At 61.1% G+C, this 26,423-nt stretch carries 29 protein-coding genes; 13 read left to right on the top strand and 16 right to left on the bottom strand.

The window, feature by feature from the left end; genetic code table 11:
* Window positions 1-71: 71 nt before the first annotated feature.
* The gene (locus DES49_RS01285) at window positions 72-1,442 is read right to left on the bottom strand and encodes a WS/DGAT/MGAT family O-acyltransferase (protein ID WP_133734573.1); all 1,371 of its coding nucleotides are present in this window, start codon (window positions 1,440-1,442) and stop codon (window positions 72-74) included.
* Between the two features lie 222 nt (window positions 1,443-1,664).
* On the opposite strand from DES49_RS01285, the gene ectA reads away from it, so the two are divergent.
* The 3 genes from ectA to DES49_RS01300 all read left to right on the top strand — a co-directional run bounded on the left by ectA (window position 1,665) and on the right by DES49_RS01300 (window position 4,999).
* Window positions 1,665-2,183, top strand: a complete 519-nt coding sequence (ectA, locus tag DES49_RS01290) for a diaminobutyrate acetyltransferase (RefSeq protein WP_133734574.1) — start codon at window positions 1,665-1,667, stop codon at window positions 2,181-2,183.
* 96 nt (window positions 2,184-2,279) lie between these two features.
* Window positions 2,280-3,716 (top strand): aspartate kinase, encoded by a 1,437-nt coding sequence (locus tag DES49_RS01295; protein ID WP_133734575.1) that lies wholly within the window; start codon window positions 2,280-2,282, stop codon window positions 3,714-3,716.
* Between the two features lie 209 nt (window positions 3,717-3,925).
* Complete coding sequence (locus tag DES49_RS01300) at window positions 3,926-4,999, top strand: sigma-70 family RNA polymerase sigma factor (RefSeq protein ID WP_243864796.1); 1,074 nt, start codon at window positions 3,926-3,928, stop codon at window positions 4,997-4,999.
* 167 nt (window positions 5,000-5,166) lie between these two features.
* On the opposite strand, the gene DES49_RS01305 is transcribed toward DES49_RS01300, so the two are convergent.
* The 7 genes from DES49_RS01305 to pdxH form a co-directional block, all read right to left on the bottom strand.
* Window positions 5,167-5,616, bottom strand: a complete 450-nt coding sequence (locus tag DES49_RS01305; RefSeq protein WP_133734576.1) for a DUF3429 domain-containing protein — start codon at window positions 5,614-5,616, stop codon at window positions 5,167-5,169.
* Entirely contained in the window at window positions 5,616-5,726 is a 111-nt protein-coding gene (locus DES49_RS15575; RefSeq protein WP_243864798.1) for a DUF6482 family protein, read from the bottom strand. The genes DES49_RS01305 and DES49_RS15575 overlap by 1 nt, the downstream gene beginning before the upstream one ends.
* Before the next feature lie 80 nt (window positions 5,727-5,806).
* Window positions 5,807-6,214, bottom strand: coding sequence for a fluoride efflux transporter FluC (locus DES49_RS01310; protein ID WP_133734577.1), 408 nt, complete (start codon window positions 6,212-6,214; stop codon window positions 5,807-5,809).
* Window positions 6,211-6,594: a fluoride efflux transporter FluC gene (locus DES49_RS01315; protein ID WP_133734578.1), complete on the bottom strand. Its 384-nt coding sequence runs from the start codon at window positions 6,592-6,594 to the stop codon at window positions 6,211-6,213. Before DES49_RS01315 ends, DES49_RS01310 begins: the two co-directional genes overlap by 4 nt.
* Window positions 6,591-7,187 carry a DNA-3-methyladenine glycosylase I gene (locus DES49_RS01320; RefSeq protein WP_133734579.1) on the bottom strand — a complete coding sequence of 199 codons (597 nt, stop codon included), beginning with the start codon at window positions 7,185-7,187 and terminating at the stop codon, window positions 6,591-6,593. Before DES49_RS01320 ends, DES49_RS01315 begins: the two co-directional genes overlap by 4 nt.
* Before the next feature lie 10 nt (window positions 7,188-7,197).
* The gene (locus DES49_RS01325; protein ID WP_133734580.1) at window positions 7,198-7,911 is read right to left on the bottom strand and encodes a 4'-phosphopantetheinyl transferase family protein; all 714 of its coding nucleotides are present in this window, start codon (window positions 7,909-7,911) and stop codon (window positions 7,198-7,200) included.
* Window positions 7,908-8,543 carry a pyridoxamine 5'-phosphate oxidase gene (pdxH, locus tag DES49_RS01330; RefSeq protein ID WP_133734581.1) on the bottom strand — a complete coding sequence of 212 codons (636 nt, stop codon included), beginning with the start codon at window positions 8,541-8,543 and terminating at the stop codon, window positions 7,908-7,910. The genes DES49_RS01325 and pdxH overlap by 4 nt, the downstream gene beginning before the upstream one ends.
* 151 nt (window positions 8,544-8,694) lie before the next feature.
* On the opposite strand from pdxH, the gene modA reads away from it, so the two are divergent.
* Complete coding sequence (gene modA, locus DES49_RS01335) at window positions 8,695-9,453, top strand: molybdate ABC transporter substrate-binding protein (protein ID WP_166645950.1); 759 nt, start codon at window positions 8,695-8,697, stop codon at window positions 9,451-9,453.
* A complete protein-coding gene (gene yfbR / locus DES49_RS01340) occupies window positions 9,443-10,048 on the top strand; it encodes a 5'-deoxynucleotidase (RefSeq protein WP_133734583.1) in 606 nt (201 codons plus the stop codon). Before modA ends, yfbR begins: the two co-directional genes overlap by 11 nt.
* On the opposite strand, the gene DES49_RS01345 is transcribed toward yfbR, so the two are convergent.
* Together DES49_RS01345 and DES49_RS01350 are read right to left on the bottom strand one after the other, a co-directional pair.
* Window positions 10,045-10,965 carry a L,D-transpeptidase family protein gene (locus DES49_RS01345; protein WP_133734584.1) on the bottom strand — a complete coding sequence of 307 codons (921 nt, stop codon included), beginning with the start codon at window positions 10,963-10,965 and terminating at the stop codon, window positions 10,045-10,047. The two genes, yfbR and DES49_RS01345, sit on opposite strands and share 4 nt — an antisense overlap.
* Window positions 10,966-10,967: 2 nt before the next feature.
* On the bottom strand, window positions 10,968-11,429 hold the full coding sequence (locus DES49_RS01350) for a MarR family transcriptional regulator (protein ID WP_133735009.1): 462 nt from the start codon (window positions 11,427-11,429) through the stop codon (window positions 10,968-10,970).
* A gap of 315 nt (window positions 11,430-11,744) precedes the next feature.
* Here DES49_RS01350 and DES49_RS01355 point away from each other — a divergent pair, with 315 nt between their 5' ends.
* Both DES49_RS01355 and DES49_RS01360 read left to right on the top strand, forming a co-directional pair.
* The gene (locus DES49_RS01355) at window positions 11,745-13,565 is read left to right on the top strand and encodes an ExeM/NucH family extracellular endonuclease (RefSeq protein WP_133734585.1); all 1,821 of its coding nucleotides are present in this window, start codon (window positions 11,745-11,747) and stop codon (window positions 13,563-13,565) included.
* Window positions 13,566-13,577: 12 nt separating this feature from the next.
* A complete protein-coding gene (locus tag DES49_RS01360) occupies window positions 13,578-15,581 on the top strand; it encodes a putative bifunctional diguanylate cyclase/phosphodiesterase (protein WP_133734586.1) in 2,004 nt (667 codons plus the stop codon).
* Here the strand turns inward: DES49_RS01360 and DES49_RS01365 are convergent.
* Window positions 15,547-16,116 carry a DUF4136 domain-containing protein gene (locus DES49_RS01365; RefSeq protein ID WP_133734587.1) on the bottom strand — a complete coding sequence of 190 codons (570 nt, stop codon included), beginning with the start codon at window positions 16,114-16,116 and terminating at the stop codon, window positions 15,547-15,549. The two genes, DES49_RS01360 and DES49_RS01365, sit on opposite strands and share 35 nt — an antisense overlap.
* 161 nt (window positions 16,117-16,277) lie before the next feature.
* On the opposite strand from DES49_RS01365, the gene DES49_RS01370 reads away from it, so the two are divergent.
* The 3 genes from DES49_RS01370 (at window position 16,278) to DES49_RS01380 (ending at window position 19,382) form a co-directional block, all read left to right on the top strand.
* The gene (locus tag DES49_RS01370; protein WP_133734588.1) at window positions 16,278-17,009 is read left to right on the top strand and encodes an SIR2 family NAD-dependent protein deacylase; all 732 of its coding nucleotides are present in this window, start codon (window positions 16,278-16,280) and stop codon (window positions 17,007-17,009) included.
* Window positions 17,010-17,151: 142 nt separating this feature from the next.
* The gene (locus tag DES49_RS01375; RefSeq protein WP_133734589.1) at window positions 17,152-18,240 is read left to right on the top strand and encodes a hypothetical protein; all 1,089 of its coding nucleotides are present in this window, start codon (window positions 17,152-17,154) and stop codon (window positions 18,238-18,240) included.
* 80 nt (window positions 18,241-18,320) lie between these two features.
* Window positions 18,321-19,382: a hypothetical protein gene (locus tag DES49_RS01380; protein ID WP_243864800.1), complete on the top strand. Its 1,062-nt coding sequence runs from the start codon at window positions 18,321-18,323 to the stop codon at window positions 19,380-19,382.
* 34 nt (window positions 19,383-19,416) lie between these two features.
* On the opposite strand, the gene DES49_RS01385 is transcribed toward DES49_RS01380, so the two are convergent.
* The 5 genes from DES49_RS01385 to DES49_RS01405 form a co-directional block, all read right to left on the bottom strand.
* Window positions 19,417-20,247 carry an energy transducer TonB gene (locus DES49_RS01385; protein ID WP_133734590.1) on the bottom strand — a complete coding sequence of 277 codons (831 nt, stop codon included), beginning with the start codon at window positions 20,245-20,247 and terminating at the stop codon, window positions 19,417-19,419.
* Window positions 20,247-20,657, bottom strand: coding sequence for an ExbD/TolR family protein (locus DES49_RS01390; protein WP_133734591.1), 411 nt, complete (start codon window positions 20,655-20,657; stop codon window positions 20,247-20,249). The genes DES49_RS01385 and DES49_RS01390 overlap by 1 nt, the downstream gene beginning before the upstream one ends.
* Window positions 20,654-21,022 (bottom strand): ExbD/TolR family protein, encoded by a 369-nt coding sequence (locus tag DES49_RS01395; protein ID WP_243864802.1) that lies wholly within the window; start codon window positions 21,020-21,022, stop codon window positions 20,654-20,656. The genes DES49_RS01390 and DES49_RS01395 overlap by 4 nt, the downstream gene beginning before the upstream one ends.
* Window positions 21,023-21,041: 19 nt before the next feature.
* Window positions 21,042-21,782, bottom strand: coding sequence for a MotA/TolQ/ExbB proton channel family protein (locus tag DES49_RS01400; RefSeq protein ID WP_166645951.1), 741 nt, complete (start codon window positions 21,780-21,782; stop codon window positions 21,042-21,044).
* A 106-nt stretch (window positions 21,783-21,888) separates the two neighbouring features.
* On the bottom strand, window positions 21,889-22,440 hold the full coding sequence (locus DES49_RS01405) for a hypothetical protein (RefSeq protein ID WP_133734593.1): 552 nt from the start codon (window positions 22,438-22,440) through the stop codon (window positions 21,889-21,891).
* 152 nt (window positions 22,441-22,592) lie between these two features.
* Here DES49_RS01405 and DES49_RS01410 point away from each other — a divergent pair, with 152 nt between their 5' ends.
* The 3 genes from DES49_RS01410 (at window position 22,593) to DES49_RS01420 (ending at window position 26,419) form a co-directional block, all read left to right on the top strand.
* Window positions 22,593-23,711 (top strand): hypothetical protein, encoded by a 1,119-nt coding sequence (locus DES49_RS01410; protein WP_133734594.1) that lies wholly within the window; start codon window positions 22,593-22,595, stop codon window positions 23,709-23,711.
* A 74-nt stretch (window positions 23,712-23,785) separates the two neighbouring features.
* On the top strand, window positions 23,786-25,684 hold the full coding sequence (locus DES49_RS01415; RefSeq protein WP_133734595.1) for a DUF294 nucleotidyltransferase-like domain-containing protein: 1,899 nt from the start codon (window positions 23,786-23,788) through the stop codon (window positions 25,682-25,684).
* 9 nt (window positions 25,685-25,693) lie between these two features.
* The gene (locus DES49_RS01420; protein WP_133734596.1) at window positions 25,694-26,419 is read left to right on the top strand and encodes a 3'-5' exonuclease; all 726 of its coding nucleotides are present in this window, start codon (window positions 25,694-25,696) and stop codon (window positions 26,417-26,419) included.
* Window positions 26,420-26,423 lie beyond the last annotated feature (4 nt).

Below are 26,423 nucleotides of genomic sequence, written 5' to 3' on the forward strand. Positions count from 1 at the left end.
CAACCTCTGTTCTGGTCTGTGCGTTCGGCGCCAAGTATAGTCGACCGCCCTCCAGCCTCGCCCTCGAATCGTCAAAAAAGCCCGGCAGCCGCTTCAAGCTCCCTGAGCCCGTCTTCCAGGTAATCCAGCATCCGCTGCATGCTCGGCAGGGTCCGGCGGCAGGCGGTGAGGCCGAACTCCACCTGGTCGCAGTAGCTCGTCAGGGTCATGTTCAGCGCCAAGCGGTCCATGGCAATGGAGACCGGGTACATGCCTTCCAGCCTGGCACCATTCCAGTAGCGCGGTTCCGAGGGCCCCGGTATGTTGGAAATGACCACGTTGAACGTCTGCCACTTCGGCGCCAGTCCGGTCAGCAGGTTAAATGCCGCTGGTGCCAGCGTCAGGCCGGTGTAGTTGATGACTTCCTCGGATGACATGGCCGCGTAGCGCTCCTTCTGGGTCTTTACGCCCTCATGAATCCTCAGAAGCCGTTCCGCCGGATCGCTCAGATGGGTAAACAACGACGCCAGGATAACCCCTACCTGGTTACCCTCCTCGCTGTCGTCGCGCCGCAGGGAGACCGGAACCATGGCGATCAGGGGCTTCTCGGGGAGTTCGTCCTGGCTGAGCAGATAACTGCGCAGTGCCGCCGCGCACATGGCCATGATGACATCGTTGACAGTGGTGCCAAAGGCACTGCAGACGGCGCGGATCCGATCCAGGGAGTAGGACTGGGCCGCGAAGCGCCGCGAGTTGGTGATGCCGCTGTTCAGGACGCACTGCGGAGCAGCAAAGAGAGAGTGGTAGGCCGGGTCCTTGCGGGCCTCGCTGATGGTTCGCAGAAGCTCCCGGGCCACGGCGGGCACGGTGCCAATCTGTTTTCCGGATTTATCCAGCAACCCGAGAACACTGTGCCACAGGGATGTCTGGGATTCGTCCTTATCCTTCCGCAATCGCGGGGGCAGCGCCCATATCGGTGGCATATTCCGCTGTTGGGGGTCGTCGGACAGCATGCGCCCGGCCAGTCGCATGGCGGAGATACCGTCGACCAGCGAATGGTGGATCTTGGTATAGATCGCAAACTGGCGGTCCTGGAGCCCCTCAATCAGGTGGACCTCCCACAGCGGGCGTTGGCGGTCCATGTGGTGGCTGTGCTCTGCCGAGACGAAGGCGAGCAGCTCACGGATACGCCCTGGTGTGGGCAGCGCCTCGAAGCGGAAATGATGCTCCAGATCCAACTCGTCGTCATCCACCCAGGCCAGCTGACCGACCCGGTTGATCAACCGCCGGTTGAAGGGCGATGTGACGTTCCTGTAGCCACGGAGTCCCTCGGCGAGTTGAGCAACATAATCCGCAGGCGCGTCCTCGGGGAATGAAAAGAGCTGGAGCCCGCCCACATGCATGGGCTGCTGGCGTTTCTCCATCCACAGGAATATCTGGTCGAGCGGGCTTAACGGTTTCACGGGCACCCCCCTTTTATTCTTGGTTACCCCGGATGGTACAGCAGTCGCCGATGGCTGAATTCCGATTCCCGAGGGGCTGGTTTGATTTTCACCAGCCAGACTTTATAATAGAATTATCAGAATCGCTCACTGAGGCCATTAAAAGCCTTTAAAATCAACGGCAAAGGCGCCCAGGCAGAACAGTGGACCCAGCTCCGATGCCTGAGTGAACGGGCATACCGAATGAGTAGCGAGACCTCAAGGGCAGACGCCATCGAGCTCCGCCAACCGAGGAGTACGGATGGCTACAGGCTTCACCGCCTGATAGCGGAATGCCCGCCCCTCGACCCCAATTCCATATACTGCAACCTGCTCCAGTGCTCCCATTTTGCCGCAACTGGTGTGGCGGCGGAGCTCGATGGTGAGCTGGTTGGCTTCATTTCCGCCTATATTCCACCCGAAAAGCCTGAAGCGGTCTTTGTCTGGCAGGTGGCGGTGCATGAAAAGGCCCGCGGAACCGGGCTTGCCAAGCGTATGCTCAAGGCCATTGTCGAGCGCCCCGCCTGTCGGGATGTCCGTTTCATGGAGACAACCATCACCGAGGACAACGACGCCTCCTGGGGGCTGTTTATGTCCTTTGCGCGCGATATGCAGGCAGAGACGGAACGCTCCGTCTTTTTTGAGCGTGAGGCGCATTTTGGTGGCCACCACGACTCCGAGATTCTGTTACGGATTGGCCCTTTTGGTAAAAGTTCCGGATAGCGTCGGCAAAGAAACAATTTTGGCGTTACACTGGAATCAGGCGATGGATGTGCCCATAAGGGGCTGTAAAGTCAGTCAGGACTCAAGAACGGGATTATGTCAGATCATACTGTAGAGAAAATCGGCGGCACGTCCATGGCGGACTTCGCCGCGGTACGCGACAACATCATCCTCGGCAATCGCACCGAGGAAGAGATTTACAACCGCATCTTCGTGGTTTCGGCCTACAGCGGCGTCACCGACCGGCTTCTTGAGCACAAGAAAACGGGTGACGCCGGTGTCTACGCCCTGTTTTCCCATTCCGATTCGGACTGGGCCTGGGGCGATGAGCTCACCAAGCTCTCCAAGTTCCTGTGCGAAATCAACGACGAGCTGTTCGGCGACGAACTGCTGAGCCAGCAGGCGGACCAGTTCATTGCCGAACGGATCGAGGGCGTGCGTAACTGCCTCCTGGACCTGCAGCGGCTGTGCTCCTACGGCCATTTCCAGCTGGAAGACCACCTGCTCACAGTGCGTGAAATGCTCGCGGGTATCGGTGAGGCCCACAGCGCCTTCAATACCACGCTGCTGCTCCAGAATGCCGGCTACAACGCCCGTCTCGTGGACCTGACGGGATGGCGTGACTCAGAGACGCTGCCTCTGGACGAGAAGATCACCCAGGCGTTCGACAAGCTGGACCTGAGCCGGGAGCTGGCCATCGTCACGGGTTATACCCAGTGCCAGGAAGGCCTGATGCGGACTTTTGACCGGGGTTACAGCGAGATGACCTTCAGCCGTATCGCCTGCCTGACTGAGGCGCGCGAAGCGGTGATCCACAAGGAATACCACCTCAGTTCCGCCGACCCGAAGATCGTCGATGAGGAAAAGGTCGTGCCCCTGGGCCGGACCAACTACGACGTGGCGGACCAGCTGGCCAACCTGGGGATGGAAGCCATCCACCCGCGGGCGGCCAAGGGCATGCGCCAGGCGGATATCCCGCTGCGCCTCAAGAACACCTTTGAGCCGGAGCACACCGGTACCCTGATCACCCGGGACTACGTCAGCGAAAAGCCCCAGGTGGAGATCGTCGCGGGCAAGAAGCACGTCTTCGGCATCGAGGTCTTTGATCAGGATATGCTGGGTGAGCCGGGTGCCGACCGTAAGTTCCTGGAAATTCTTTCACGCTTCAGTGTTCACTTCATCAGCAAGGACACCAACGCCAACACCATTACCCACTACGTGGATGCCACGCTGCGCACCATCAAGCGGGTCGTGAAGGCGCTGGAAGAAGTTTTCCCGTCGGCCGAGATCTCCACCCGGAAAGTGGCGATCGTCTCTGCCATCGGCAGTGACATGCAGGTGCCGGGGCTGCTGGCCACGGCGGTAACTGCACTCCACGAGGAGGAGATCGGGGTGCTCGCCATGCACCAGTGCATGCGCCAGGTGGACATCCAGTTCATCGTGGAAGAGAGCGATTTCGAGCGGGCGATCAGCACCCTGCACGGTAAGCTGATTGAACCCCATAAGCACGAATACGCGATTGTCGCCGCCTGATCGGCACTCACTATCCGGGCAATAGCGTACGACTAAAGTCCCGCAACCCCGGCACATGGGCAGCATGCGCCGGGGTTTTCGCCTGTTTTTCTGACCTGCCTCATTGAGTCATCCATCCACGGCCGCATAAAGTATATATAGACAGGACGGCCATTCACGTTGATGTGAGGCTGCTCCCCACGAATTTTCAAGCAACCAGGGTGAATATTATGGATACGCTGTTGGAACCAATGGGGCAGCGTGACCAGGAACTGGTTGACGACGTCAGGGCCGATTCGACGGTTGACTGGAAGGAACCAGCGTCAGCAGATCCGGGTACGCTGGAAGACCAGGAACCGGCTTCGGTTATCGGTCATTACTTCCGGGACGCTCACCGCTTCTCCCTGCTTGGCAAGGACGAAGAAAAGGCGCTTGTGTCCGCTCTCACCGACACACTCAATACACTGCTTGAAGAAGCAGAGCACCCGGCTATTGAAGCGCTGACCATCCGTGAGGTCCTGGCAAGCATCGAGCAGAATCAGGCGCCGCTGAGTGAGCGGGCCAGGGAGGCGCTCAAGGACCTGGCACGCTGGCGCCGCCAGTTGATCCAGAGCAACCTGCGGCTGGCCGTCCACATTGCCCGCGGCCATCAGGGTCGTGGCCTCCCGCTTCCGGACCTCATCCAGGAAGCCAACCTGGGTCTGATCAAGGCCGTCGAACGCTTTGATGCCACCCGCGGCTTCAAATTCTCCACCTACGCGTACTGGTGGATTGCGGAAGAGGTCAAACGGGCCATCAAGCGCGGACGCCGCGTGGTCCGCACACCGGATCACGTCGTGGACGAAATCCGACGCCTGCAGGCCGTCCAGGCCCGGCTCCAGCGCGAAACCGGCGAACAGCCGGACCGCTACGAGCTCGCGGAAGCGGCGGAAACCACGCCGGAGCGGGTTGATGAACTGCTGGGCTTCGCCCGCCCCGAGGTCTCCACGGCCACGCCCATTGGCGGTGAAGGGGACCTGGAACTCGGGGACACACTCGCGGACGAGAGCACGGATTCGGAAGAGACAGCACTTGCCGAACGGGATCGGCTGCGGCTACTCAAGGACCTGTTCCATGTCCTGCGCACCCGCGAGGCGGACATCCTAGGCCGGCGTTTCGGAATCAACCGTGACGAGCCCGAAACCCTGCAGATGATCTCCGAAGAACTCGGCATCAGCCGCGAACGAGTCCGCCAGATCGAAAAAGGTGCCCTCAAGAAGCTGCGCGAACACGCCACCTTCTTCGCGGACGTAGCCGGCAACTAAGCCGGCAACCACCCATTCAGGCGGGAAGAGGCCGGGGCGGCGGGGTGACTGTCCCGGGAAGCTCTGGAGCCAGGGATGGCGGAAGCGCAGCGTACATGGATGTATTCAAAGCGGTTCCCGGGACAGTCACCCCGCCGCCCCGGCCTCTTCCCGCCGTCTCACCACCCTCAATGAACCATAAACAACCAGACCCCAGCCGCCACCTGACAAGCTACCACGACAGTGGTCAGCCCCAACCGCAACGTCAGATACCAGCGCGGCCAGTAACCGCCCATCGCAACCCAGTCCGTTGTACACATCAGCACAAAGAGCACCGGGAAAATCAGCGCCTGATAGTTCCAGGGCAGCAGCAGAGCCAGCCCCGCACTGATGAAAAAAACCTGGCTCAGGGCCATCGCCGTGATGGGCGACATGGGATAGGTGCGCGTCTCAATCTGCATGCTCACCGGCCAGTAGACACCGGAGAGAAACGCGATGATACCGGCGCTGTAGAGGTAGAAAATCTGGGCCGCCATCAGGCTCATGGTCTCCGACAGCACCATCACCAGGAGTGCCGCTATGAAGGGCACCAGCCCGGCAACCCCGAAGGTAATCGCAAGCGGACGGATCGCCAGCATCAGCCCTGTCTCCCGGTTTGAAGCTGAAGCGGACCGATCGCTGACTCATCCAACCCGATCATCTCGTTGTAGGCCGACTGATGCACCAACGCCCGTACTGTCATTCGCATTTGTTTGCTCCCGATAAGGCCAATAGCGCCTTTGTATCGGGTCTATACGAACGCCGTATCGGGATCGTTTGCCTGAAGGGCTAAATCCCCTGCTGCTTTTTGTTGCGCCGCTGGGCGACAAGATAGCCTGCCGTTACGGCCCCCATCATCAAACCCAGGGTCAGCGCCGTATTGCTCCCGGCCCTGACCCAGTGACCGTCCTCAATAAGCGTGAATGTCTGCAGGCTGAAAAGCGAGAAGGTTGTAAAGCCGCCGCAGAATCCCGTCACAAGAAACTGCCGCCATGCCACCCGGTTCATCCAGTGTCCGGCGGGGAAGTGTGCACTTGCGAGCCAGCCAATCAGCAGCGAGCCGACCACGTTCACCCCCAGCGTCCCCCAGGGCAGGAAGGCCGGAAGCGCACTGGCGAGTCCCAGATCGATGCTGTAGCGCAGGAGCGTGCCCAGCATGCTGCCCAGGGCTACTGCCAGCGTCACCAGGTGGCTCATAGAGCCCCCCCAGCGAAGCGGGCCAGGTAGAGGCCGGCTGCAACGGCCGCCAGCCCCAGCAGTGTTGTGATCACAAGATTACCGGCCGCCCGGAGGTAATACTCGCGCTGAACCAGCGCCAGCGTCTGCAGGCCCCATGAGGACACGGTGGTGTAGCTGCCGCAGAACCCGGCGAGCAGCAGGAACCCAAAAAACCCTGTCCCATTCCCTGTGGGCAGTAACCCCGCCACCAGGCCCGCCACGAAGGCCCCCGAGACATTGACCACCAGCGTTCCCCAGGGAAAGTGAGTGCCCAGGCTCCGGTCCAGAGTGCGGGTTGCCAGGTACCGGCAGGCGCCCCCGAGTGCGCCACCAAGGGCGAGTGCGGCAAAGGCGATCATGAAGGCTGCAGCCGCCGGCTGAGGGCCAGTGTTTCCGCGCGCACCGGGCAGGTGACCAGGTGATCGTTGACCATGCCAACCGCCTGCATGAAGGCATAGCAGATGGTGGGGCCGACGAAGCGGAATCCCCGCTTTTTCAGGGCGCGGGACATGGCACGGGATTCCGGGGTTTCCGTGGGGATTTCATCCATGCGGTTCCATTCATTGATGATGGGCGCCCCTCCCACGAAGGACCAGAGAAAGCGGGTAAAGTTCTCTTCATCGGCTTCCATGGCGAGCAGGGCGCGGGCATTGCCGACAATCGACTCCGCCTTGCGGCGGTTGCGCACAATGCGCCGGTCCTGCAGGCAGCGTTCAATATCCGCCTGCGTGTATTCCGCCAGCGTCTCGGGAATGAAGTCCGCAAAAACAGCCCGGTAGCCTGCCTGCTTGCGCAGTATGGTGAGCCAGCTCAGCCCGGCCTGCTGGCCGTCCAGGCAGAGCTTTTCAAACAGCTCGTCGCGTGCGGTAACGGGGCGCCCCCAGACATTGTCGTGGTATTCAATGTAATCCGGTTGATTGCCACACCAGGGGCAGCGTCCATCCGTTCCCATGCGGTCTCCTTCAGTTGCCCAGCGTCCATTCTCGCCATTCGCAGTCCCTGAGTCGACAGTCGTCGGAACCGGGGGCGGGCACGTCACACCACTGGGGGAGCTCCGATTCGTGGGCGATCACGCTGACCCGGATGCCATTGCATTCGGCCGTGAATGCCCGCCACCCGCTGGCCGTTTGATCCAGCCTCAGAACCGGTCCGGCCGCCGCCGGTTCCAGCGTCAGGGCCTGGAGGTTGCTGGCGATTCCCCGGTGGGTCGCCTTGATCCAGGCCTCTTTCAGGGTCCAGAGCAACAGGAAGCGCTCATTCGGCTCGGCGCCTTCCTGCAGCCATTGCTGTTCGACGCTCGTGAACCAGCGTCCGGCAAGCCGTTGCCACGGGACGCCGCGCGCCATAGGTTCGGCGTCCACGCCGATGGGGCCGGAATGAAAAGCCACGACCTGAAGTCCACGACAATGGCTGAGGCTGCTGTGGAAACGCTGGCCGGCAACGCAGGGGTTGCCACTTGCTGGAAGTTGGCTCTCCGCCACTTCGGGCAGGCAGGCAGCCCTGCAGAATGCCCTGGCCCCAGTGCGCCAGAGCAGCCGGCTGAGTCGGTAGCTGTCGCGTCTCAGCGGGTCTGACTGGGATTCTTCCCGGGCCTGCTCAATGGGATTGAGTGTATAGGGCCGGGAAGCTTCCGGGAGGTGATCGCCGCAGTGGACGTAGAGCCTTGCGGGCGTCATGGCTGCAGGCGATTGATCTGCCAGTGGCCATCTTCCAGCCGGTATTCGAAACGGTCGTGCAACCGGCTGGGCCGCCCCTGCCAGAACTCGATCCTTTCGGGAATCACGCGGTAGCCACCCCAGGACTCCGGGAGGGGGATCCCGCCCTCGCGGAACCGGGCCTTCATGCGCTCCAGCTTAGTTTCCAGGGCCTGGCGCGATTCGATCACCGCACTCTGCTGGGAGACCCAGGCCCCCAGCTGGCTTCCCTCGGGCCGCGACATGAAATAGCGCAGGGACTCCTTGCGGCTGACCTTCTCCACACGGCCCTCGATGGTTATCTGGCGGTTGAGCGGTACCCAGGGGAAAAGCATTGCGGCCCGCGGGTTCTCCGCCAGGGCCCGGGCTTTACGGCTGCCGTAATTGGTATAGAAAACAAAGCCCTCGGTATCAAAGTACTTGAGCAGAACGGTCCGGGCGCCGGGGGCTCCGGATGCGTCGGCGGTAGCCAGTGTGAGGGCGTTGGGATCGTCGATGCCCGCCTCCACGGCCTGGTTGAACCAGTTCTCGAACTGCCGGAAGGGGTCATCATCCAGCGCCTGCCTGTCGAGACCGACGCTCTCAAAATCGCGGCGCATATCACCGATATCCAAGACTGGGCTCCTCCAGACCGCATCAAAGATGAAGAAACGATAACACGAATCGGGCAATCGGCACCCGTTCCGGGATGCGCGCCCCTCCCAATACCGGTCTCACATCTTTATACTGACCGCTGTTTACCCGATGGCCTGCGAGGATGATCGAATGAAGCGAATGATAGCGGTACTGATGCTGGCGATGCTCAGTACGCTTGCCCATGGCCAGACCCGTATTGCCGTGGCCAGCAGCTTTGAGAGCACGGCCGAGGAGCTTGCGGAGGCGTTCTTTGAGCGCACGGATGAGCGTATTGTCCTGGTTGCGGGCAGCAGCACGAACATGGCGCGACAGGTTCGTCAGGGCACCGGCTTTGATGCCTTTATCTCCGGCGACATGGAGCATGCCAGACAGGTCGCGGAAGATGGTGCCGGTGATCCGGAGAGCCTCTTTGTTTTCAGCATTGGGCGCCTGGTCCTTCTGGCCGATGAGAACCCTGAAGGTGACGTGTCAGACCCGGAAACCATGCTGCGTGAGGAATCCTATCGAGCCCTCGCCGTTCCCGACGACCGTGAATCGGCTTACGGACGGGCCGCCGAGCAGGTCCTGGACAAGCTCTTCCGGTCGCGCTTTGCTGTTCGGGACACCGTGGAAGCGACGAGCGCCGGCCAGGCGTTCAGCTTTATGCGCAGCGGCTCCGTCGATCTCGGTTTTGTGCCGTTGAGCCTGGTCACTCAGGAGGGAGTTGATGAATCGCGCTACTGGCTGATCCCGCAGGATATGCACGATGAGCTGCGGCACGCGGCCATTATGCTTGAGGATGGCAGTGAGACGGCCCAGCGCTTCCTCGACTTTATCCGTGACGATGAAGCGGCACACGAGATCATCCGGAACGCGGGTTACACATTACCGGACGATGATGAGTCGTAAAACCAGCCCGTTTTTTGCCTATATCGGGCGCCTGCGCTGGATACGGCGCTGGGGCCTGATGCGCAATGCCATTGAAGAGGATGTGGCGACCCACTCCTGGGAGGTATCCGTTCTGGCACATGCCCTGGCCAGTATCCGGAGAACCTGTTTCGGCGGCGAGATCAATCCGGACACGGTTGCCGCCGTTGCCCTCTACCATGATGCGGCGGAAGTAATAACCGGGGATATGCCCACACCGGTGAAATACTATTCCAGCGTTATGCGCAATGCGTTCGCGGACGTGGAAGACAAGGCCCAGAAAGAGCTTCTGGATCTGCTGCCGGAGACGCTGCGCGCGACCTTTGATGGGTATATCCGGGAAGAGGAATGGGAGCCCCAGACCCGGGAACTGGTCAAGGCCGCTGATCGGCTGGCGGCGCTTCTCAAGTGTGAGGCCGAGCTGCGTGCGGGTAATACGGAATTTGAACAGGCGGCCAGCCAGATCCGTGAACGTCTTGAATCGGATGGCCTTCCGGAAGTGCAGTATTTCCTGGAGGTCTTTGCCCCGGATTACGGAACCAGCCTGGATTATCTCCTGGACCGAAGCCAGGACTAGCCGGGCGAGATTCCGGTTACCATCCCCACACGCCGGGCAATACCGTCTGCCTGCTCAACGGCCTCCAGGAGCCGCTTGCGGTTGATCTCGACGCCCGGGTGCCTGTCGCGCACCCTCTGGGTCGCTTTCTCGGCCTTTCGCCAGAGTTCATCACGGTCCGATTCGGTCAGCGACTCCCGCTGGCCATGGATCTGCAGCCAGACGGTACCGTTCGAGACGGCGGTTTTCACCGGTTCCTCGACAATGCGCACGCTGCTGCCCTTCTCGACTTCCCAGACCAGTTCCTCGATGTGGTCGTTGAACATCCGAATGCAGCCATGGCTCACCTGCTGCCCGACACCGAAACGCTTGTTGGTGCCATGGATGAGGTAACCGTCTTCCTCAAGCTGGAGCGCAAAAGGGCCAAGCGGATTTGCCGGTCCCGGCGGTATCACTGCTGGCAGTGGATTGCCTTCGTTGCGGGCCTCTGTGCGGATGGACTCCGGCGGGTACCAGGCAGGCGATTCCAGGCGCATCCGGATGCTGGTCCTGGTCAGGGGGGAAGGGTTGTTCGTGTTGCCGATGCCCACCGGGTAGGTGACAACCTGGCCCCCCCTGAAATGATAGAGACGGTACTCGGCTAGGTTGATGACAATGCCTTCATGGGGCCCCGAGGGGAGGAGGTGTCTGGACGGCAACCGGATACGGGTGCCGTCGCCGGGGAGCCAGGGATCGACCTCCGGGTTCGCGCGTACCAGTTCGAGGAACCCAAAGCCGTGTTCCTCGCCAATGCTGGCAAAAGTGTCCTCGTACTCCGTCGTGGTCCAGGTGGGGGTGCCAATGACCCGGTCTCCGGCCTGCCATTCGAAACTCTGTGCGGGGGACAACCCCGGCAGGGTTGCCAGAAGCAGCAGACAGACACAGTGTTTCAGGCGCATGATTATCCGTTATTGGAGGAGGTACTTTCGGCCGATTCCCGGCCAACCTTATCCGCATTGTCCAGAATTCTGTCGAAGACATCCAGGCAGGTTTCCAACTCCCTGTCCGTGATGTCCTTCAGAAGCTGGTCCCGAAGACCTTCTGCCCGCGCATCCAGCTGTTCGATGAAGGATTCGCCTCTGGGCGTCAGGTGCAGTCGGCGCGCGCGCCGGTCCTGCTCGCAGGGGCGGCGTTCGATGAGCTTCTGTGCTTCCAGGTTATCCAGGAGTCGCACCAGGGTGGGGTTCTCAATCGACATGAGCTCCGCCAACTCCCTCTGAGTGACGCCTTCACCACCCCGGTGAAGGGCGACCATGGTACTCCAGCGGGCCTGGGTTACCCCCAGGTCCTTGAGGCGTTCATCGAGCAGTTTGCGCCAGCGCCGCGCGAGGCGCGCGACACTGAACGGGAATTGGCGGCGCATCATTCGCTCCGGGCTCCATTTATTAAGGCTGCCGACCATACTATCAATCTTCCGTTGCCAGAACAGTAAGTTAAAGGTGTCATCCTGTTAACTGCGTACGCAGCCCCGCATGCCGGGGTTCATGTAACCGGAATGAGCCTTTTCCGAGGGGATTGGGCAATCCCCTGGCATGGAGCGGGGGTATTCTGCACCAGGAGGATGAAGATCCGCTATAGTTCCCATCGAATTAACCCAATAGTCTAGAATGATCCCCGCCATGGCCCTATAAGGGGTACCCGCAGGAAACAGGCCGGCAATACGGCAGGAGCACCTTGGATGAAGAAGAATCGGAAACGTTTGGGGGTACCCGCGGTGATTGGGGCGGTCGCCGGCTTCTACCTTCTGAGCTTTCTGTTCTGGCCACTACCCGATGCCGCTGAAAGCGGGTGCCGGGCAACCACAACCCCGATAACCGACGTTCAGGGACGCACCGGGGTGACCCCTATGGATGGGGAGCGCGTGCTGATACGTGGCGTGGTCAGTGGTGATTTCACGGGCGAGGAGGAGCTGGGCGGTTTTTTTGTTCAGCAGGAGGGTGTGGGGGCATCGGACTCCGGTGAGGCGTCCAGTGGACTCTTCGTTTATGCCCCGGGGATGGAGGTCAGCCCGGGTGAACGTCTGCTGCTTGATGGCGAGGCCGGTGAATATTACGGCATGACCCAGATCAGTGATGTACGCCTGCGTGCCCGTTGTGGGCGTGGAGAGGAGGTGGCGCCCGTTACCGTCAAACTCCCTTTGACCGAGCGGGAACGGCATCGACTCCAGGGCATGAAGCTGCGCCTTGAACCGCCACTGGCGGTTACCGGGCTTTATGAGTTGGGTCGTTACGGGGTTGTTGCGGTCGCGGACGAACGCCTCTACACCCCGACGCAGGTTCACAGACCCGGTACGAAAGCCAGGCAACAGGCCGCAGAGAACCAGCAACGCCTGCTGCGCATCGACGATGGCAGTAAGCGGCGGGATCCGGCCCTGCCCGGTTGGGTCAGCGACGTATTTGGGGCTGGGCAGAGTCTCAGGGTGGGAGACCAGCTGGCCGCCGTTGAGGGTATCCTGGATTATCGCTATGAGCACTGGCGGTTGCAGCCGCTGGAGCCGCCGTCCGTAAGGACCGCCAATGCACGGCCCGAGCCGTTGGTTCGGCCGCCGGAAAACCGGATTCGTGTGGCGAGTTTCAATCTGCAGAATTATTTCAACGGCGATGGCCACGGGGGCGGTTTTCCCACCGAGCGCGGCGCCTCCGAGCCCGAGGCGTTTGAACGTCAGCACCTGCGCCTGGTTAATGCGATTGCCGCTTTGGCGGCGGATGTGATTGGCGTGATTGAGGTCGAGAACGATGGCTATGGACGCGACAGCGCCCTGGCCGAACTGACGGGAGGATTGGAAGGGGACTGGGATTACGCAAGGCCGGAGCGTCAACGCCTTGGAAGTGACGCCATTGCCGTCGGAATGCTCTACCGGGCAGAGCGCGTTCAGCCTCTGGGGCAGGCGCACACGCTTCTCAACGGCCCTTTTGCACACTACAACCGACCTCCGCTGGCACAGCGATTCCGTCATCTGGGCACGGGCGCGACGTTCTGGGTGGTCGTTAACCATTTCAAGAGCAAGCGCTGCGGGGGAGCCGTCGACGCAAACCGGGCGCAGGACGATGGCCAGGGATGCTGGAATCCCCTGAGGGTTAAAGCGGCCAACAGGCTGGTTGAATGGGTAGAGGTCCTGGCGGCCGATCACGGCGATGACAGGGTCCTGTTGTTGGGAGACTTCAATGCCTATGCCCGCGAGGATCCGATGGTACACCTGAGAGAAGCCGGGTTCCGAAATGTCCTCAGTGGTCATCGTCCCCTGCCGGCCAGCGGCTATATATACCGGGCAGAATCGGGAACGCTCGACTATATTCTAGCAACGGGAGCCCTGAAGGACTCGATTCAAAGAGCGGGTGTTTTTCCGATCAACGCGGACGAGCCACCGCTGCTGTATTACGATAGGGAGAACCGGCATGACGTCCCGACATCAATTATCCAGGACGGGGATCCCTGGCGCTCCTCGGACCATGACCCAACCTGGGTGGATATTGACCTTGGTGCCCCCGATGGCAACTGATTGGGAGCTGCAATGAAGGAACGGACCCGGCGTGAGGCACAGGAGGCGCGCGATCCGCTCAGCCACTGGCCGGTGCTGCTCAGGCGTGGGCCGCTGCTTATTGCATTGCTTTATGCGATGGTCGGGGTCCTGTGGATCCTGTCCAGTGATTACTGGGCTGAAACGCTGGTCTCAAACCCTGACCTCCTCGGAGTGATCCAGACCTGGAAAGGCATTACCTTTATTGGCGTCACAGCCCTGGCGCTGTATGTCGCCATGCGCAGCCTTTACCACGCCATTGCGGTGATCAACCGAAAAGTCGAGGAGCGTGAGACCCGCTTCTCGGAGATGGCGCAGTACATTCCGGAGGTGTTCTGGATCTGGGATCCGTCGAGGGAGAAACTCAGCTACGTCAGCCCTGCCTTCGAGACGATATGGGGGGAGTCGGTCGACTCCATTCTTGACGATCCCAATCTCTGGCTGAATTCCATCCACCCCCAGGATCGTAAACGCGTGCTTGAGGGATTACGGTACAGCCGTACCCATTACCAGACCATCAGCCAGCAGTATCGGATCCAAAGGGCGGATGGTGCCTGGCGGTGGGTTCAGGAACGGACCTATCCGATATGCTGCGAGAACAACAGCCTTGAGCGGCTGATTGGTGTTGTCGAGGATATTACCGAGCAGCGCTACCAGCAGGAAGCACTCCATGAGGCGGCTCATTATGATCGCCTGACCGGGCTGCCGAACCGCTATTACTTCCATGAACGGCTGGAACAGCAATGCCATGATTCCATGGCGAATCACGGGCAGTTTGCGTTACTGCTGATCGACCTGGACCGCTTCAAGAACATCAATGACTCTCTGGGGCACAGTGCCGGCGACGAACTGCTTCGCCAGGTTTCCAGACGTCTGCATCTGGTCATGGAGCAGCGCGGGTTTATCGCGCGGCTGGGGGGTGATGAGTTCGCCATCCTTCTCTCGCGGAAACGCGACTGCGAAAATCGCGAAGCGCTGATCCGGGAGTTGATCGATAGCCTTTCCCGCCCTTATCGGATTCAGGATGAGAGCTCCTTCATGACGCTGAGCATCGGCGTTGCCCTGTTCCCGGCCGATGGCAGCGACGTCGAGAACCTCATGCGAAGTGTCGATGTGGCTATGTACAGCGCCAAGCGCTCCGGACGTAATCAGTGGTGCTATTTCCACCAGAGTCAGGACGAATCAAGCCCGGAACGCCTGCGTCTGGAAGCGGATATACACCAGGCGGTCAAGCGTCAGGAGTTCGAATTGCATTATCAGGCACAGTTCAGTGCCTGTGGCCGGCGCATGAACGGCACTGAGTGCCTGCTCCGCTGGCAGCACCCGGAACGGGGAATGGTTTCGCCGGGCGAGTTCATTCCGCTGCTCGAGGAAACCGGCCTGATCGCGGAAGTCGGGATTTTCGTTATTGAGCAGGCCTGTCGTTCCATACGGGGCTGGCGGGAACAGGGGTTGCCCGAGGATTTCTCCGTCGCGGTGAATATCTCTGCCCGGCAGCTGAGCGATGAGTACCTGCTTTCAGAGACGGAGCGGTTGATGGAAGCCTATGATGTGCCGCCCGGTATGCTGGAACTGGAGCTTACGGAAACCTCGCTGATGGAGGAGCCGACCCATGCACGGCGGCTCTTCGAGGGACTCAGGGCTATTGGCGTGCGGATTGCCATCGATGATTTCGGGACGGGCTACTCAAGCCTGAACTACCTGCGCGAGTTTGCCCCGGACATTCTCAAGATCGACAAGAGCTTCGTGGATCCCATTGTGGAAAGCACCCGGGACCGCGACCTGGTGGCGGGCATCATTCAGCTCGCCCATACCCTCAGGATCAAGGTTGTCGGTGAAGGAATCGAGGAAGAGGCCCAGAGAGCCATTCTGGAAGAGGTCGGGTGCGACTGGATCCAGGGCTACCTGCTGGCCCGGCCGCAACCCATTACTGAATTTGAGCAGCTAATGGTCGATTACGGGGTTATTCAGGGGGATACTGTTCAAACATCGCCCTGACCACCCGATTGATCAGCGTCTGGCGCTGATCCGCAGTCATGCTGTCCGTCAGGTTGCGGGCGGCCCTGCCCTGCCAGACAACCTGCTCCGCCTGCGGGTCCACAAGTTCCACAACCAGCTGGCCTTCCTTGATTTCCCGGGACTCCACAGGGCTGTGCGCCATTCCAAAGGTGAAGGGGTTGCTGCCGAAGCCGAAACCCAGCCCGAAATTGGGCCCCCGGGATTCCAGGCGGCGTTCCTGCTCGATGCGGTAACGGACGGTCAGCGCGGGTGACGCCCCGGCCTCCGCTCGGACAAAGCCCTCCTTTTCCAGTTCCTTCTCCAGTGCGCGCTCAATCCGGGCTGCATCAAGGCTCTGTACCGATCCTTCCTCGCGCTCAGCGAAGCGGTAATGCTCGTACGTCTCGAAGCGGGCATTGCTGTCAAAGTCGGTTGTGGCATATCGGGCACAACCGGTAAGAGCAAGAACCAGCATCAGTCCGAGGATCATCCGAATGAGACCGGTGCTGTGGGGCGCACTGCTGTTTGCGTTCATGATGTCACTCGACTGTGTAGGGTTGGTGTCAATTCGCCATCTCTATTCTTGCAGAAGCGAAGGGCCCCTCCAAGCGGGATGGCTGCAAAGCGGGTTTGGATCAGGCATTATCAATGGGTGGGAACTTGGAATTTCAACAATAAATGACTGGGTAAACCGCTATGTGGTGGGGTAAACGACAGCAGTCTGACTCGTTCAAGCTCTCGGAACACGTTGTGGTACTGACCGGCGCCGGCATCAGCGCCGAAAGTGGGTTGTCCACATTCAGGGATAAGGGTGGCCTGTGGGAGCAGTTTGATATTGAGGACGTGGCGACGCCGGAAGCCTGGGCCCGTAACCAGGCGCAGGTGCGCGAATTCTACAACCAGCGCCGTCGCCAGGTGCTGGAGGCGGCCCCCAATCCGGGGCATCAGGCGCTGGTGGAACTGGAGCGTCGCTGCCGGGTCAGCGTGGTCACCCAGAATGTGGACGACCTGCATGAGCGGGCCGGGTCCGGTCATGTGCTGCACCTGCACGGCAGCATCCTCGAAGCGCGCAGCCATGTCGATCCCTCCGAGGTAATCCACCTCGGCGAGCGGGATCTGACGCCGGACTGGACCTGCAGTTACGGTTACCCGCTGCGGCCCAACGTGGTCTGGTTCGGCGAGCCTGTGCCCGCCATGGAAGAGGCTGCGACCCTGGTCAGCCGTGCGGACCATCTGCTGGTGGTTGGATCCTCGCTGGGGGTCTACCCGGCGGCATCACTGGTGCAGTTTGCTCAGCCCGGGGTGCCGATCACGGTAGTGGACCCGGATGAACGCATGCATCTCCCCGGTGCCCGCGTCCTCCGAAAGCCGGCGAGCGAAGGGGTACCCGAATGGGTTAGCCGGTTCAAGGCGACATTCACGATCTGAGCTGTGATCCCTGTCCCAGATTGTTAAAAAACGTTACACACGCCAGCCCGTCTGTTTTACTGTCAGACATATGAACGGTCGTTCATGTTTAGAGCAACTCCTGCGACCGTAATAACAACAATGACAGCAAGACGGGATTACTATGAGCGGCTGGAAAATGGCCAGCATCGCGGTTGTTGCCGTGCTGGGCGGGTCCGTACTGGGTCTTTACTGGGTAACCGGCACTCCCCCTGACGACCAAGGCACGCATGCCGGGAACCGTGAAACCGTCCCCGCCCCGGAGCCCCCAACCGGGCAGCAGGCGGCGGAACCGGCGGAGGCGGAACCTCCCGGCCCGGAGCGCCAGATCGCCAATGAGTTTGCCCGCGTGGCGGATGCCTACGAAGCGGGGTCGCAGTATCCCGCCTATTCCTTTCCCATCAGCGAAGAACACCTTCAGGACTACGCGTACAACCAGTACTCGCCGGTCGTAACGCCTGTGTCGGATGGCGGCGATACCGCGCGCCTCTCCGTGGAACTTGAACAACTCCATTTCGAAAAGGGCAACCCCATCCTGGGAACGGCTACCGTTTCTGGCGATGCGGCCGCGGATCTCACGGTCAATGAAGTCAGCGTCAGGGATCCCGCGGGGCAGTCCCTGTACCGGCAATCTCTGGAGGCCGAAAGCGATGGTGAGTACGAACTCGTGATCCGGCCTTCCGGGTCAGAAGCGTCCGAGTGGCCGGTGGAACTGATGGTGATGGTTTCCGGGTCGTTCCGGGGCCAGGACGTGGATGCCGTGGCACCGCTTCGTTACAACGACCCCGTGGGCGAGGTGGCGTCCGTGGGGGATGCGAGGGTTGAGGGGGCGCATCTGATCATCCCGGTGGAGGTGGATGTCGACGGTGAGGGCGACTACGCCATTTCCGGCAACCTGTATTCCCGGGATGGCGAGCCTCTCATCCATATTGAGCATGAAGCACGCCTGTCTGGATTTGATAACGGCACGAAACTGCGCATCCACCGCCAGGCCCTGGAGGCCAAGGGCAACGAGGGGCCCTATGAGCTGGGCGACCTGAGGCTCAGAAAGCTGCCCGCCCACCCCGGCGATCGTACCAGCTACGGCCCCCGCCTTGAGAAGCGCTTTAACGTCGAGGGTGCTTCCTTCGATGAGTACAGCGATACCACCTATGAAGATCCGATGCGCGAGGCCCGGCTTGAATTCCTCCGCAAAGCCGCGGAGGAGCTCTAGCCGGGCGCTCCGCGACGGTGCGACCAGGGAAGGAACAAACACAACAGGGCCATGACGACAACAATAACGGAGGAAACATCATGAAAAGCCTGAAACTGATGGCACTGTGCCTGCTGGTCATCGCGACCGGCACGGCACATGCGCAACTTGCCGGCAAGAACGTGATACTGGTTCACGGACTGCAGGCGGATGATCTGGCTGATAACCCGGCCAACCAGCAGGAAATCGATCAGAATGGTGACGCCTACTGGCAGGCGTTCTGGGCCTCCCGTGCCGAGGCGCGGATTGACTGGGGCAGCCACGAGCGTGTGGAAGGCAAAACCGCCCAGCGGGCCTTCCAGCAGATGGTTGAGATCTCCCAGCAGGGCCTGTGCAACCAGGGCTGCATTCTGGTGACGCATTCCACGGGGGACCTGGTGGGTCGCTACATTCTCGCCAACCAGGAGCGCTGGCTCAGCAATGCCGGCTACCAGCCGCTGAACATCATCACTTCTCTCGATTTCGCCGGTGCCGGTGGTGGTTCTGAGCTTGCGGATCTGGCGGTAACGGCCGCCTATGCCGATGGCTTCAGTGATGAGGCGATCAAGCTGGCGGTAACAGCCTACATCGGCACGGAGCCAACGCCGGATAACCTCGGTGTTCTGCGCGATCTGCAGCCCGCAGTTGCACGCAACCTGGCGATCTCGCCCAATAACGTTCCCCGCCTGCGTTTTGTTGGTGCTGGCTCGGACTATTACGGGCTGACGGGATCTTTCCTGCCGGGTGAGGACGACGGCGTGGTCGCGCTTCACTCGACCTGCGGCGGGACCCAGGTCGGAAGCTACGAGAGCTGCGTGAGCGATGTACGGCTCGATGGCAAGCGGACCAGCGTGGATGCGCCGAACGCACTGTATTACAACCATTACCCCATCCTCATGGGGGAAAAGGTTGATCACGGGCAGGTGATCAATACCGAGTCCGGCAACACCCTGACTTACGCCAACAACGGTCTGAGCTTCTCGGGCGTGGATGTCAATTTCGACACCGAGACCTATCAGGAACGTCCCTGGTGGAAGTTCTGGGGCAGTGCTGACACCTACCAGGTGGTGAGCGATTCCGAGCAGTCCAGCGTTTCAGGGCTGGTGTACGACACCCTGAACTGATCCGCTGCGGAGGGGTCGCACAGGCTGCGGCCCCTCATTGCATCCTGAAACGGATCGGCAGTTTCAGGCGAAAGCTCTCCCCTTCAATGGCCTCCGGAACCTCCGGCAACGGCTCGGCCCTCTGGAGCATTTCCAGCGCGGCCTCATCCAGGATGCCATGACCACTGCCGTCCTCAACGGCGCGGTCATTGAGTGAGCCATTCCGGCTGAACCCGATCGTCAGCGTCACGATTCCTTCCTGACCCAGCCGCCGTGCCCGTCGCGGGTACTCATAGTGTTTGGCCAGATGGCGCGACAGCCTGGCCAGGTAGGCGTCCTCCTCGGCCTGGTCACCACCGCCGATGGTTACGTTTTCCCTGTTGTTGTCGGCTTCCGGGTTGCTGCCGCCGTCCGAATCGCGCTTCGTTTCGCTGTCCGCCTGCGTCTCTTCCGTCTCCGGTTTTTCCGGGGTTGCCGGTGTTTCGACCGGCTCGACCGGCTCGGGCTCCGGTTCTGGCTCTGGCTCAGGTTCGGGTTCTGGCTCAGGTTCGGGTTCTGGCTCGGGTTCTGGCTCAGGTTCGGGTTCTGGCTCAGGTTCGGGTTCTGGCTCAGGCTCAGGTTCGGGCTCGGGCTCGGGCTCGGGCTCGGGCTCGGGCTCGGGCTCGGGCTCGGGCTCAGGTTCGGGCTCGGGCTCAGGTTCCGTCTCTGAACTCTCGCTGGGAGCCGGGGGTGCCTGTGTGTTGACCACGATGCCCCGCTGGTCATTGGAGGGGCCCGGCATGGACGCTCTTTCGATGGGCCGGTCCGCCAGGACCACCAGATGGATCGTGATGGCGAACACCAGGCTGAGGGCTGCGATGAGTTTCTGTCCGTGTTCAGCGATCATCACTCGGGTTCCGTGAGCAGAATGACCTCGGGATGCCCCGCGTCCGCGAGTCTGTCGAACAGCGCTTCGAGTTCGCCCATGGATAGATCCCGCTCCACCCCCAGGCGCAGTCGTTGCTCCGGGTTGTAATCCGGCAGGGCTGTTGCGAGCTTCGTTCGCGCAATCGCCTCGCCGTGAAAGCGCAGGCTGCCATCGCTTTCCACCACCAGGTCAATGTTGGGGCGCTGGTCGCTGGTTTCGGCCTGGGACCCCGGCAATGGTGGTATCTCGTCCCGGAGGATGATGCCCGCGATCAGGAAGAACATCAGCAGCAGGAACACCACGTTAATCAGCGGAAGCAGCCCTTCCTCAAGGCGTTCCGTGAGGGACCCGCCGGTGTCCTGCTCCGGGAAGAAGGGGTTGGGCATCATGGGGCTTCACCTGCGTCCTTCTGGTTCCGCTTCCAGGCAGGGTTGAGGCCAGCGGATTCAATGTGACCAAGCCAGCGGGTGAATTCGCCCAGAGGCGTTGATGGGCTGGTCTTCAGTATCACGGTATCGCCGCTGTACCCGGTCAGGCGGGTCCTGGCGCCGTCCGGGTCGACCCTTGAGCCGTTCCATTCCAGGCCGCTGTCAGTGAGGTGGAGTTCCGCCGGCTCCTGGTTCGGCTCGCTTGCCGCCTGTGGTGCGGGTGTTTCGAGTTCAAGCAGGCCCATGGGCTCCATACGCGAGCTGAGCATGAAGAAAAGCAAGAGGATGAAGACGACGTCGATCAGCGGCGTCAGACGGATGGGCATCCGTCTCGCCGCACGGGGTTCAAGCCATTGCATGGCGCCTGGCAACCGGTTCAGCGCTGCTGTCCCCGGTCAGTTCCTTTTCCGGTGCCGGTGCGGTTTGCTGCTCTGTATCCGGAAGTTCGCGGCGGAAAACCCGGACCAGCAGGTCGTTGATGCGCTGCTGCGCGCGCCGGAGCCAGAATTCCATCCAGGCGGCAACCGCGGCGAAGGGAATGGCAATGGCCAGGCCCATCGCGGTGGTGGACAGCGCTTCGTAGATGCCACCGCTCAGCTCGCTGGGATTGGCCTGACCCTGGGCACTGGCCATGGCGTCAAACGCGGTCATCATGCCCATGACGGTCCCCAGCAGGCCAAGCAGTGGCGCCAGGGCCGCAATGACTTCAAGAATCTTCAGAGGCGACTCGAAGGGCATGATCAGTCGCTGTGCGCGTCTTCCCACCTCGTCACGCAGGTTGGTTTCCGTCTCACCGGCGAGTCGCTGCTTCATGACAAACGCCAGAAGGCCCGCCAGAGGGTTGCGCATGCTGGTGAGTGAGCGCTGGGCCGAATGGGCGTCGCCGTCACACCATTGATCGACAGCCCTGTAGACCTTGCCGGATGCCCGGGGAGCCTGGAGAACGCCGATGATCAGGGCGTAAAGCGCCGTGGCCAGGCCGATGACGGAAAGGCCCAGCAGTATGGCCATAACGGGGCCGCCCATGGCCAGGAGCTCGTGGATCGGGCCAGCGACCGCGGAAATGCTTGGTTCGGACTCGGACATATGTTGGGGCAGCCATGGCAATACGAAAGCGGATCAACCGTATCGAATGATAAAGATTATCATTCAAAAATGGAAGACCCACATTCCGCTCGCCTTGCACTTCTCTTCAGTGAAGGTGGGTTCGGACTTCATCCGCGAACATGGACTTTTCATCCAGTTTTTCAGACACGCTGTCAATCAGGTCCAGATAGGTGCTGGATTCCCTGAACGACTCGGTCGCCGGCGCGAACACATTGCCCAGACTCGGCTGCATCGGGGTATCCGTTTCCGGGTCCGCCTCTTCACGCAGCTGGGTCAATTCCCGGAGCTCGGTGACCACCCCCTGTCCCGGGTTGCGGATCTGCTCATAGGCACGGAAGAAAAGGCATCCGGGGGTGCCTACCTGCACGATGAGAGTATCCAGTGAATGGTCTTCACCGTCGCGCTGGATGGTTGTCCACGCGGAGAAATACAGCATGACTGCGGGTGCATCCAGCTCTTCCCGGATGGCCCGGAGCGCGTCCTGCCAGCTGGTTGCGTCGGATTCGTCCTGAAATCCGCCGAGTACAAGCTGCACATTGTTGTCGTTGGCCAGCACTACAGCCGTTGGCGGTACATCGTACTCGCCCAGGATGCTCGCCTGGGCGATGGTGATGGCATCGTGCATCAGATCGGTCACAGGCACCTCCCCCTGTCGGGTCAGGTTATGAATCAGGACTCACCTCCAAGCATAGACGCATTTACGGGGGAACTCGACCCCGGTTCAGTAACCGGGGTGGTTATGGCATAGTGAATCAGCCCGTTTTTCCCGCCATTTCAGAGGATTGTCATTTGCCGCAAAAATCCCACCAGGACACCTCATCACGCATCCTGCGGGCCTGGCTGATCGTTGCCCTTGTATCAGCAGTTATGGGGGGGCTGGTTACTGTTTACAACCCCCTGCCTGGCGTTGGGCTTCTGTTGCTGGCGTTTGTTGCCGGATGGCGTGCCTGGCGGAATCGGACTCCGTTGCCGCGTTCGCCTGGCCTCACGCTGGATCAGGACCCCGCCCCCGGTGCATTGGGCGGCGAGGTGGGGGGGTGGCTGCGACCGCCCGGGGATGCCCTTGCGATTACGGATGCCACCGTAACCCTGGCCTGCATACGGTTGTGTGAGCGCCAGCGCAGCCAGATCATCGAACATCAGCGGGAATGCGTCTGGCAGGAGACCCGCCTCCTGTTTGCCGACCCCGAATCGGGAGCCCTGGGATTCTGCTTTACGCCACCGGGTCATCTGTCCCCCACCGAGCCCAGCCCGGAACTCGATGCCACGGATTGGCACTGCCACCACTACTGGACGCTGACCGTTGACGGCGTTGTTGGCGGACAGGCGGCTTCCCAGGGATTCAGGCTGATCGTGAAGCCAGGCCTGCAGACCATGGAGGTACCGCTTACGCAGGAGCAGCGGCAATCCAATGAATCGGTAATGGAGGACGCGTCGTCCGCCTCAGCGCGCTTGAGGCAGCGGCTGACACTCAGCGGGGACGACCAGGGTCTGGTTGTCGATGATCCGGCCGGACCGGATTCGTGGAGTGCCCGCTTTGGCATGGCGGGTGCTCTCCTGCTGATCATTGCGGGGATGGCGCTGGAGGGTTTTGGTGCCTGGGTGTTGCTGCTTGCCGGCCTGGGGCTTGGTGGCCGTTCTCTCTATCGCCATGGGCAGTCCCTGCACTTCGAGCTGCAGGGGCGCGACGTCCGCGTCATCACCCGCTGGTTTGGCCGGCCCCTGTTTGCCCGCCAGGGTCAGCTTGCCAGCAGGGACCAGCTGACCCTCAAGCCTGCGGCGCTTTCCGGGCTGTCCGATCTGCTCCTTCAGGACGGGAAACGTCGACTGCTGTTGGCCAGGAGGCTCCCGGACGATGAGGCGGAATTGCTCAGGGATCTCCTTGTGGAGCGGATCCCTCCCGAGTGATTTCGGCTCGCCCTGATTGCGCCCGCCAGGGCCATGGCCCATCCTTACATCAGACATTTTCGCCAGGAGGGCTCATGAACGCGGAACTGCTTGAAATACGGGACCATATGGCCCGCTTCCCGCCATTCGATGAACTGGATGACGCCCTTCTCGACAAGCTGGCCAGCGAGGTGGACGTGGCCTACTTCAAGGCCGGCTCAATGATTCTTGAGGCCGACCGGGAGATCCATGACCTGTGTTACATCCGCAGCGGCGCCGTCGAGATCTACCGCCGCAACGATGAGCTCTATAATCGTCTGGGTGAGGGCGACATCTTTGGTCACTTCAACCTGCTGCGGAACAACCGGGTGCGCTTCCCTGCCAGGGCCATGGAAGACACCCTGATCTATTACATTCCGGACAGCATCTTTTACCGTCTCTGCGAGCAGGACGACAACTTTGCGGAATTCGTGGAGGTGGAAAAGCCCCGGCTGCAGGCCACGGTGGAAGCCCAGCACAAGCGCAATGACCTGATGAGCACCCGGGTGCGCAAGGTGATCAGCAGGCTGCCGCTGCTGATCGAATCCGACGCCACCGCCCGTGATGCCGCCACCCGAATGACCAGGGAGAATGTCTCGGCGGCATTGATTGTGGAGCCCGCCGAGGATGCGAGCATGGCGATCTATACGGGAGCGGACGGGCGCCAGTGGGCCCTGTGTGGGATACTGACGGATGCGGATCTGCGCCAGCGCCTGGTCGCCGAGGGGCTGTCCCCGGATGAATCCATCGCCACGCTGCACAGCGGGGAACTGATCACGATCCAGTCCGACGAGACCGTCCAGGAGGCGATGCTGTCCATTCTAAGGAACAACGTGCAGCACCTGCCCATCCTGCACCGGCGCCGCCCCGTGGGGCTTCTGCACCTGTCCGATATTATCCGTTACGAGACCCAGAGCAGTCTCTATCTGGTCGGCAGCATCCTCAACCAGAGCAGCCTGCGCGGCCTCGTCAGTCTCAAGCACGAAGTTCAGACGGCTTTCGAGCGCATGGTCCGTGATGGATCCGACTCCAAGGTGATCGGTACGGCCCTGTCGGCCATCGGCCGGAGCTTTGCCCGGCGTATCCTGGAGCTTGCCGAGGAGGAGTTGGGGCCGCCGCCCGTGCCCTATGCCTTCATGGTCCTGGGGTCCATGGCGCGGGATGAGCAGACCCTGGTTACGGACCAGGACAACGCCATGGTGCTAAGCAATGACTATGACCCGGAGCAGCACGGTGAGTACTTCAAAACACTGGCGAAACGTGCCTCCGATGGCCTTGCCGCCTGTGGCTACGCTTATTGCAGCGGCAACATCATGGCGACCAATGATCAGTGGCGTCAGCCGCAGAAAATCTGGCGCCGTTATTTTACCGAATGGATTGATAACCCAACGTCCGAGAGTCTGCTCCACTGCAATATCTTCTTTGATCTGGACGCGGTCTACGGGGACGAGAGACTGGTAGAGGAGCTCGAGGATCTGATCGTCAACAAGGCCCCACTGTCTGAGCGGTTCCTGGCGGCCATGGCGCGCAATGCCCTGAACCGCACGCCCCCTTTGGGCTTTTTCCGGACCTTCGTCATGGAGAAAAGCGGGAAGGAAAACCGGTCGATCAACATCAAGCGTCGTGGCACCGCCCCCATGGTCGACCTGATCCGGATTCACGCCCTGGCCTGCGGGTCGCGGGCCCAGAATTCCTTTGACCGCCTGGATGATATTGCCCAGACCCAGCTGCTGACGCCCAATGCCGTTGAGAAAATCCGCTATGCACTGGAGTTCATGTCCATGGCGCGTATCTGGCATCACCTCTACGACGTGGAGGCGGGACGGAACCCCGACAACAACATTGAGCCGGCGGACGTATCCAATAGTGAACGCCACAACCTCAAGGATGCTTTCCAGGTGCTGAGTAACGCCCAGAGCTTTCTGCAATTCCGTTATCCGAGCCCCAGGGGCTGAGGCGGGTCGATGCTGTCATTGCGTAATATTGCGAATATCGAACAGCCCGGTTGGCCGGAGTATATGGCCGGGCGCGCCAGGGAAGCCCGGGATGAGCGGCTCAAGCGGTTTTTTGAGGCGGGCGTCCCGGACCCGGAAACCCCCCTGAAGAATGTCCGTCTGGTGGCGCTTGACCTGGAAACCACGGGCATGGACGTCAATCGCCATGCGATTGTCAGCATCGGCATGGTGCCGTTCACGATCAGCCGTATCCAGAGTGGCCGCAGCTATTACCGGGTTGTGCGCCCGCGCCGCCTCCTGAGGGAGGAGTCGGTTCTGATCCATCATATTACCCATTCGGAAATCGCCAGTGCGCCGGATCTCAATAATGTACTCGGGGAACTCCTCGAGCACCTGACGGGCTTCCTGCCGGTAGTCCACTATCACCCGATTGAACGCCGGTTCCTGAACGAGTCGGTGAAGGTTCGCCTGGGGGAGAGTCTGATGTTTCCGATGATCGATACCATGGTGCTGGAGGCGCGCTGGCAGCGCCAATCCTTCCGTGCCCGGCTGAACAAGTGGTTCGGGGGCCAGCCCCAGTCGATCCGCCTCCACGAGAGCCGGGAGCGCTACAATCTTCCGTTCTATCGTGGCCACCACGCCCTCACTGATGCGCTGGCCACCGCCGAACTTCTGCAGGCACAGGTTGCCCATCGTTTTTCACCGGATACACCCGTGAAGAAACTCTGGGTCTAGCCGG

Origin of the sequence: Halospina denitrificans (assembly GCF_004364635.1) — a bacterium.
Taxonomy (GTDB): domain Bacteria; phylum Pseudomonadota; class Gammaproteobacteria; order Pseudomonadales; family Oleiphilaceae; genus Halospina; species Halospina denitrificans.

Coding starts and splice junctions, on each gene's coding strand:
- ectA (WP_133734574.1), top strand. CDS start 1,665: ATGAGTAGCGAGACCTCAAGGGCAGACGCCATCGAGCTCCGCCAACCG.
- DES49_RS01295 (WP_133734575.1), top strand. CDS start 2,280: ATGTCAGATCATACTGTAGAGAAAATCGGCGGCACGTCCATGGCGGAC.
- DES49_RS01300 (WP_243864796.1), top strand. CDS start 3,926: ATGGATACGCTGTTGGAACCAATGGGGCAGCGTGACCAGGAACTGGTT.
- DES49_RS01305 (WP_133734576.1), bottom strand. CDS start 5,616: ATGCTGGCGATCCGTCCGCTTGCGATTACCTTCGGGGTTGCCGGGCTG.
- DES49_RS15575 (WP_243864798.1), bottom strand. CDS start 5,726: ATGCGAATGACAGTACGGGCGTTGGTGCATCAGTCGGCCTACAACGAG.
- DES49_RS01310 (WP_133734577.1), bottom strand. CDS start 6,214: ATGAGCCACCTGGTGACGCTGGCAGTAGCCCTGGGCAGCATGCTGGGC.
- DES49_RS01315 (WP_133734578.1), bottom strand. CDS start 6,594: ATGATCGCCTTTGCCGCACTCGCCCTTGGTGGCGCACTCGGGGGCGCC.
- DES49_RS01320 (WP_133734579.1), bottom strand. CDS start 7,187: ATGGGAACGGATGGACGCTGCCCCTGGTGTGGCAATCAACCGGATTAC.
- DES49_RS01325 (WP_133734580.1), bottom strand. CDS start 7,911: ATGACGCCCGCAAGGCTCTACGTCCACTGCGGCGATCACCTCCCGGAA.
- modA (WP_166645950.1), top strand. CDS start 8,695: ATGAAGCGAATGATAGCGGTACTGATGCTGGCGATGCTCAGTACGCTT.
- yfbR (WP_133734583.1), top strand. CDS start 9,443: ATGAGTCGTAAAACCAGCCCGTTTTTTGCCTATATCGGGCGCCTGCGC.
- DES49_RS01345 (WP_133734584.1), bottom strand. CDS start 10,965: ATGCGCCTGAAACACTGTGTCTGTCTGCTGCTTCTGGCAACCCTGCCG.
- DES49_RS01350 (WP_133735009.1), bottom strand. CDS start 11,429: ATGCGCCGCCAATTCCCGTTCAGTGTCGCGCGCCTCGCGCGGCGCTGG.
- DES49_RS01355 (WP_133734585.1), top strand. CDS start 11,745: ATGAAGAAGAATCGGAAACGTTTGGGGGTACCCGCGGTGATTGGGGCG.
- DES49_RS01360 (WP_133734586.1), top strand. CDS start 13,578: ATGAAGGAACGGACCCGGCGTGAGGCACAGGAGGCGCGCGATCCGCTC.
- DES49_RS01365 (WP_133734587.1), bottom strand. CDS start 16,116: ATGAACGCAAACAGCAGTGCGCCCCACAGCACCGGTCTCATTCGGATG.
- DES49_RS01370 (WP_133734588.1), top strand. CDS start 16,278: ATGTGGTGGGGTAAACGACAGCAGTCTGACTCGTTCAAGCTCTCGGAA.
- DES49_RS01375 (WP_133734589.1), top strand. CDS start 17,152: ATGAGCGGCTGGAAAATGGCCAGCATCGCGGTTGTTGCCGTGCTGGGC.
- DES49_RS01380 (WP_243864800.1), top strand. CDS start 18,321: ATGAAAAGCCTGAAACTGATGGCACTGTGCCTGCTGGTCATCGCGACC.
- DES49_RS01385 (WP_133734590.1), bottom strand. CDS start 20,247: ATGATCGCTGAACACGGACAGAAACTCATCGCAGCCCTCAGCCTGGTG.
- DES49_RS01390 (WP_133734591.1), bottom strand. CDS start 20,657: ATGATGCCCAACCCCTTCTTCCCGGAGCAGGACACCGGCGGGTCCCTC.
- DES49_RS01395 (WP_243864802.1), bottom strand. CDS start 21,022: ATGCCCATCCGTCTGACGCCGCTGATCGACGTCGTCTTCATCCTCTTG.
- DES49_RS01400 (WP_166645951.1), bottom strand. CDS start 21,782: ATGTCCGAGTCCGAACCAAGCATTTCCGCGGTCGCTGGCCCGATCCAC.
- DES49_RS01415 (WP_133734595.1), top strand. CDS start 23,786: ATGAACGCGGAACTGCTTGAAATACGGGACCATATGGCCCGCTTCCCG.
- DES49_RS01420 (WP_133734596.1), top strand. CDS start 25,694: ATGCTGTCATTGCGTAATATTGCGAATATCGAACAGCCCGGTTGGCCG.